The sequence below is a fragment of the Falsochrobactrum shanghaiense genome, from assembly GCF_003149535.1.
GTDB classification, from domain to species: Bacteria; Pseudomonadota; Alphaproteobacteria; order Rhizobiales; family Rhizobiaceae; genus Brucella; species Brucella shanghaiense.
In genome coordinates, this window is sequence record NZ_QGDB01000024.1 from 1 (window position 1) to 6,305 (window position 6,305).

Below are 6,305 nucleotides of genomic sequence, written 5' to 3' on the forward strand. Positions count from 1 at the left end.
GGGGAGTAGGTTCACATGGCTCAATTCTCGATGGAAATTAGTCGCCCAACCGGCTCAGTTCCGCGTGAAAACCAACACCGTCACCTTGGGAAATGGGGCAATGGTGGTCAACAAAGGCACCTGGCGGAATACAAGGCAGTACAATTTCGAGGAAGAGTATCGACGCAAGAAGGCAGCGCGACAGAAGCGCATCGCCCGCGAGCGGGTGGTACGCATTCAAAAGATGCTGTGGTGGCCGACGATCACGGTGATGATTCTCGTCTTGGCCACCCTGATCGTTTGGCGACCGCTCCAATCGGTGCGGATCGATTCGGTATGGGACGGCATCCGGCACCTTACCTCCGCGCCGAACTGCAACGCGGCACGGGCGGTGGGCCTTGCTCCAGCCCGGCGCGGTCAGCCTGGCTACTGGCCCTCACATGATGCGGACAATGACGGGGTCGCCTGCGAACCCTGGCCACGCTGACGCCGGTCAACTGAAACATCGCGCTGCCGAGAAGATCAACGACTTCTATGCCAGCCGAGTGTTGCGCCTGACTCGGCTCGATCTAACCTCAGGTTCCAGCGATGGCTCACTCGGCCGCTTGGCGTCGCCGCTGCGGATGCTGCGCTAGCGTCGCGTCCAGTGGCGCAGCGTCCTTCTCGAACAGCTGGAAAAGATGCTCCACGCGCTCACGTTCGAACCGGAAGCCGGATCTGCGGTAAAGCCGATCGACAACGCGATCAAGGCTCTCGTGCGCCCGTCGCAGCACGGGCGGCATAGAGTCGGGATCATACAGATCCTCAAGCGTCAGGTTCGGGAACCGAGCCCGAGCATCAAGAACCGCCTGCGCCAGCGCCTCGATCTGCTGCGCCTTCGCAGGTGTCATTTCCGGCCAAGGGAACGAGTTGTAGACAGCGGGGGCGTAGCTGTACCGGCTCTCAAGGCGCCCTGCCACGGTCCGCATCCAGCCCATGTGAATGGCCGACGTGAGGATCCCGAAATAGAGCAGCGGAGCCCCAACGATGATCTGCAGCTTGTTCGAAGCGATCACGTCGGGCTGCAGAACCGCCATGGGGATATACTCCCTGGTCTCCGAGGAAACTTCCGGGACGGCGAGATAGGGCTCGGAAGGCTGGCGGTCCTGCGTGAAGAGTGTCGGATATTTGGCGTATTCCTGCACGCTCAAGGTCGGGCTTTTCAGCCGTCCGGAGCGCACGCGGTCCAGGCGTTCCTGCACAGCTGCGGATCGACGAAGCTCGGCCGGGTCCGCGTCCTTCAGCCAGAGGCACCAACGCCACTGGCCTGAGATCAGCTCGTCACCACCGACGTAAGGCCGCAGCCATTTTTCGGCGTTCGGATCCCGCGCCAGCAATTCGGTCCGGTTCGCTTCATCTAGGATCAGGTTACTGTGAGTGATGTAGCCGCCTTCAGGTCGGCGCAGCCGCGCGCCGTCGGTCGGTTGGCTTCCCTTGTGCATCCGCAGGCGACCGCTTGGCGGTTTCGAGCGCGCCGGGACCGAATACTGCGGACCGTCGATCAGATATCCGTTGATGCGCGAGACCTTCGAGGCATGCGGATCGCCACGGACGTGATCGTATTCGAAGATCGTCCGATCCTTGGGCTCGCCCCAAGTCATGCCGATGATGACGCAATGTACCGCTGCCTTGCCGCGCGCCTCGCTGTTCCATTGGAACGTCCGGTGCGCGAAATGGATCGATACGCCCAAGCCGAACAGATGTGGCCAGAGAATTCCGCACTGCTCGCCTTGCGTGATCGAGTTCGTGGACACGAGCGCGATCTCGATTGCTTTGTTCACGGCGCTGTACTCGACCGCCTTCTTGAACCAGCACGTGACGTAGTCGAGGCGGTTCACCTGTCCCTGGCGCCCCCAAAGGCGCCACATGTCAGCCTGCTGTTCGGCGGTTCTGTACTGGTGGCCTCGGAAGGGCGGATTGCCGAACAGGAAGGTGCATTCTGCAGGCGGCAGGACATCGGCCCAATCCATATCGAGCGCGTTGCCTACAACGATGTGCGGAGATTTTCGGAGCGGGATGCGGACGTAGTACGGACCGAATTCAAGGCTCAGCCGATTGTTCATCATGTGGTCCATCATCCACATGGCCGTTTCTGCAATCCGGGCCGGGAATTCGCCGATCTCGATCCCGTAGAACTGATCGACGTTGATCCGCGACAGGTCCGAGACATCGAGCATGCCCATGAACTGTCCATGCGCGTCGCGCTGGTAATCGATCAGCTCGCGCACCACCTCGATCTCGAGCAGGCGAAGCTCGCGATAGGCGATGATCAGGAAGTTGCCGCAGCCGCAAGCGGGGTCGAAGAACTTCATCTGGCCAAGGCGCTCACGGAACCGCTCGAGTTCTGCCCGCCGTCGGTTGTCGCGGCGCGCTTTCAACCTCTCGAACTCGTCCCGCAGCGCATCGAGGAACAGCGGCTGGATGACCTTCAGAATGTTGGTCTCGTTCGTGTAGTGCGCGCCCTGCTCTCGCCGCTCGGTACGATCCATCACCGACTGGAACAGAGATCCAAAAATTGCGGGGGAAATTTCCGACCAGTCGAATCGGCAAGCTTCGAGAAGGCGATCACGCATCTCAGCGTTGAAAGACGGCAGCCTCAGGTTTTCACGGAACAGATCGCCGTTCACATAGGGAAACTGCTGCAGGTCCTCATCCAGCGTTTTCGCGCGCTTGTCGTCCGGCGTGTCGAGCGTCTGGAAGAGTGCGGCCAGCCATCCGCCGAGGTCGGAGCCGTCCTCACGGGTACGCCCTTCGATAAACTCCTCGAACGTACCACGCGGCTCGAAGATGCCAGTGTCGTCGGCGAACAAACAGAATACGATGCGGACAAGGAAGCGCTCGAGGTCATGACCGCCGTAGCCCGAGTCCTCCAGGGCATCGTGCAGGGCGCCCATCAGCTCGGACGCCTTTATGTTGACCGGGTCCTGGTCCTTAAAGGTCTTTTTCTGGAAGCCCGTGATGAACCCGAGCTTTTGGACGTGCTTATGCAGGTCTGCGAGTGGGAATTTTAGCTCGTCTCCGTCCTCGAGGTCGTAGAGCTCGAATGTCTGGAAATCGCTCAGGAGGATGTACCGTGGCAAATCCCCGTTTTTGAGACCCGGGAAATAATCCAGAGCTTGCGTTTTCGCCTTTCTGAGATCGCGACCGGTACTCTTCTGCTCGACCAGAAGCATACCCTTCCAGAATAGATCGATGAAACCGCGCTTGTCGCCAAGGTTTTTCACCGGCTCCTCGAAGGCCGCGACGCGGCGAACGGGCACGCCGAAGACCTCGAAGAAATCTCGGTAGAAGAGCTGGGTCTGCCCTTTCTCGTAACCTTCACGTTCCCATTCCCGCGCAAATGCGGCGGCTCTTGAGCGGATCTCGTTCCAGGAAAGACGCATTCAAACCTCCCGATAGACGTTTTTGTCTATCGTACGAAACAAGTTCCGTCGAGGCTTTCAAGTGTTTTGGCGGTGGTGGCCGGCACATCCAACCGAACCGAAATAGTTCGACCCCAGATTCCTTCTCTCGCAATATCCAGCGCAAAATCACGGATAGGACGAACCAAATAACCGTGAACTTACAGTGACTTGCGATTCCGTACCAAATCCATGCAGTCAGGAGGTTTGGAGAATATCGGCCGAGAGAGAACGAAATCGGCGTTCCGGCCAGACAGAGCAGTCAACAGCTTTAGCCCGAAAACCCGCAGTTCTGCGCCGTTTCGGCCGCCAGATACGAATCAGAGAATGATTCCAATAACTTGAGTGGCGGAGAGAGCGGGATTCGAACCCGCGATACGGTTCCCCGTATACACACTTTCCAGGCGTGCGCCTTCAACCACTCGGCCACCTCTCCACTTGACTGCTACCCGCTCACTGTTTTGGCAGATGATCTGGTGCAAACGACAGCATTTTCAAATCAGGCAATGGTTAGTTGCGAAATGCTGCTGCGGCGCGCAATATAGCCAGAATGCGCATATGTTCAACCGCTATTTGAAAGAATCTTGGTCTATTTTTTCAGCCCGGCCTCAATCCGTGATTTTGTTCCCAGCCTATTGTTTTAAAAGCCTGATTTAATGCCCGCTGCGACAGGGGTGAGGACTGCATGCGGCTTCGGCCAAGCGCATGCTGTAATTTTCCGGCAAGAACATATATAGCAGAGGCACGACGCGATTGGTTTCGTGAAGGCTAAACGAATCCGTTGAGTTACGACATGTTATAAGGCAGGGATTCGTGATCCGTTTTGTATTGCGTAGTTTTGCGGTTGTTTGTCTGGCACTGGCAGTCATATTTGCCATTCTCGATGCTGCGCGCTCTGTTGGAGCATCGAAATTTGTAACAAAGCCCTTGCTTGCCATATGGATGCGCGGCGCGCCTGAAACGCTGGAGGGTGCAGAAGCGCTGGTTACGCACTATATAGGGACAAGCGCATGGGAAAATGTGCTGGTTCCGGTATTTGAGCAGCCCGGCTGGCTTTTTTTCGGCGTAGCTGCCTTTATATTCTACGCAATTGCTCATCGGCGGAGGCGGCCACTTGGCCGCTTTACCGCTCGATAATTGAGCCTCGCGAGGTGAAAAACATGAGTTTCTTCGACGATTTTCGCAAGAAGACGCAGATGCCCGCCGCAAGTGAAGCCTTGCCGGGGCGGGCGCAGGCAATCCCGACCGCGGCAACGCATTTTGTCTCCGGGCACCCGTTAAAGGGCCCCTGGCCTCAGGAATACAAGCAAATCCTGTTTGGAATGGGCTGTTTCTGGGGAGCGGAAAGGCTTTTCTGGCAAATGCCGGGCGTCTATGTGACCGCCGTCGGTTATGCTGGCGGCATCACGCCCAATCCTACCTATGAGGAAACCTGCACGGGCCTGACCGGACATGCCGAGATGGTGCTGGTGGTCTATGATCCCCGTCAGGTGAGCCTTGATGCGCTTCTGTCCACTTTCTGGGAAGAACACGATCCCACGCAGGGCATGCGGCAGGGCAATGATATTGGCACGACCTATCGATCGGCGATCTATGTCTTTGATGATGCGGATCGTGCGCGAGTGGAAAAGAGCCGCGACGCCTATCAGGCAGCGCTTGCGGCACGGGGCCTTGGGCCGGTCACCACGGAAATTGCCGACGCGCCAACCTTTTATTATGCCGAGAATTACCATCAGCAATATCTGGCAAAGAACCCCAACGGCTATTGCGGACTGAAAGGAACCGGCGTGAGCTGTCCGATTTCTGCAGCCCGGTGAGCCGTTTGACTGAGAGCTGTTCCTATCTAAATAGATCGTTGGAAATGCTCTAGCTTACGAGTTGTTTTTGCAAGATGGTCATATCGCTGTAGTCGCCGGTCAGTTCCTCAAATTTCGACCAGCCGAGCGGCTGGTAGAATGCTGGGGTACCGGTATATAAATAGATTTGGCGATAGCCCAAGCTGGCGCCTGCTTGTTCCACCGCGGTAACGAGACTTCCGCCGATTCCTTTTCCGCGAAAGTCGGCTGTAACGAAGAGGCTTGCCAGCCAGGGCTTTAAATGGCTGTGCGTTTCAAGATCGTTATGAATGAGGAGTACCATGCCGGCGGGATGGTGATCCCAGAAAGCTATAAGGGCGGCCTGGCCTTCGCTGCAATGGGCAATATCGTGAAAAGCGTCGGTGATGTGCTGCTCGCTGAATCCCGCTGAATGTCCCCATTCAGTATGGTTCCAGCGCGCGCAGGCCGGTATAAGGTCTGGATGATCTGCAAGTCTGGCAATCTTCAGCATTGAATCACCAGTGAGGCGGTTTTGTAACTGGTATATCGGGCGCGGACTGCTCTTCTAGGAGGAGAAAACGGTCGGTCAGCGCGGTCAGTTTCTTGGAAAGCTGATCAATCGTCTTCCATTGTTCGGCCAGAACAGATGACAGTTCTTCGATCGTCTTTTCCTGTTCCGCGATGCGGATTTCCAGTTCCACAAATCGCTTTTCCGCAGGCATGTCCAATCTCCGTTTCATAGGCTTAGAGCATGTCGCTTTTAATCTGACTCATTACGCCTGCTCCAGATTATTTAAGTGGCGCATGTTTGCGAACATGCTTTCACTTCTAAAGCATGTCGCCGGAAAGTGGGAACCGGTTTCGGGATAACGACATGCGTTCAAACAACAACTTAAAGCGTAAGGAGCGAATCTGAAAGATCGCGACACGCTTTAGGCCAGAACGCAAGAAAGCCCTTCGTTATGAAGGGCTTTTTGTTATCACAATTATCGTTGGTTGCGGGGGCAGGATTTGAACCTGCGGCCTTCAGGTTATGAGCCTGACGAGCTACCGGGCTGCTCCACCCCGC

At 56.7% G+C, this 6,305-nt stretch carries 6 protein-coding genes and 1 tRNA gene; 3 read left to right on the forward strand and 4 right to left on the reverse strand.

The genetic code is table 11. The features are described from left to right. Positions 1-466 (forward strand): excalibur calcium-binding domain-containing protein (locus DKP76_RS19720; RefSeq protein WP_245410298.1); only part of this gene is annotated, 466 nt, incomplete at its 5' end. Positions 467-572: 106 nt separating this feature from the next. On the opposite strand, the gene DKP76_RS18780 is transcribed toward DKP76_RS19720, so the two are convergent. Together DKP76_RS18780 and DKP76_RS18785 are read right to left on the reverse strand one after the other, a co-directional pair. Beyond that, the gene (locus tag DKP76_RS18780; RefSeq protein WP_109708168.1) at positions 573-3,401 is read right to left on the reverse strand and encodes a class I SAM-dependent DNA methyltransferase; all 2,829 of its coding nucleotides are present in this window, start codon (positions 3,399-3,401) and stop codon (positions 573-575) included. Positions 3,402-3,765: 364 nt separating this feature from the next. Next, positions 3,766-3,855, reverse strand: a tRNA-Ser gene (locus tag DKP76_RS18785). Between the two features lie 377 nt (positions 3,856-4,232). Between DKP76_RS18785 and DKP76_RS18790 the strand changes: the two genes are divergently transcribed. Beyond that, positions 4,233-4,556: a hypothetical protein gene (locus tag DKP76_RS18790; protein ID WP_109708169.1), complete on the forward strand. Its 324-nt coding sequence runs from the start codon at positions 4,233-4,235 to the stop codon at positions 4,554-4,556. 23 nt (positions 4,557-4,579) lie between these two features. Beyond that, positions 4,580-5,236, forward strand: a complete 657-nt coding sequence (gene msrA, locus DKP76_RS18795) for a peptide-methionine (S)-S-oxide reductase MsrA (protein ID WP_109708170.1) — start codon at positions 4,580-4,582, stop codon at positions 5,234-5,236. A 49-nt stretch (positions 5,237-5,285) separates the two neighbouring features. Here msrA and DKP76_RS18800 read toward each other — a convergent pair whose 3' ends face one another. Further along, positions 5,286-5,747 (reverse strand): GNAT family N-acetyltransferase, encoded by a 462-nt coding sequence (locus DKP76_RS18800; RefSeq protein WP_109708171.1) that lies wholly within the window; start codon positions 5,745-5,747, stop codon positions 5,286-5,288. Positions 5,748-5,751: 4 nt separating this feature from the next. Beyond that, complete coding sequence (locus tag DKP76_RS18805) at positions 5,752-5,958, reverse strand: SlyX family protein (RefSeq protein WP_109708172.1); 207 nt, start codon at positions 5,956-5,958, stop codon at positions 5,752-5,754. Between the last annotated feature and the right edge of the window lie 347 nt (positions 5,959-6,305).

What these genes read in the sequence shown, in the direction of transcription:
- DKP76_RS18780 (WP_109708168.1), bottom strand. Translation starts at nt 3,401, where the DNA reads ATGCGTCTTTCCTGGAACGAGATCCGCTCAAGAGCCGCCGCATTTGCG.
- msrA (WP_109708170.1), top strand. Translation starts at nt 4,580, where the DNA reads ATGAGTTTCTTCGACGATTTTCGCAAGAAGACGCAGATGCCCGCCGCA.
- DKP76_RS18800 (WP_109708171.1), bottom strand. Translation starts at nt 5,747, where the DNA reads ATGCTGAAGATTGCCAGACTTGCAGATCATCCAGACCTTATACCGGCC.
- DKP76_RS18805 (WP_109708172.1), bottom strand. Translation starts at nt 5,958, where the DNA reads ATGCCTGCGGAAAAGCGATTTGTGGAACTGGAAATCCGCATCGCGGAA.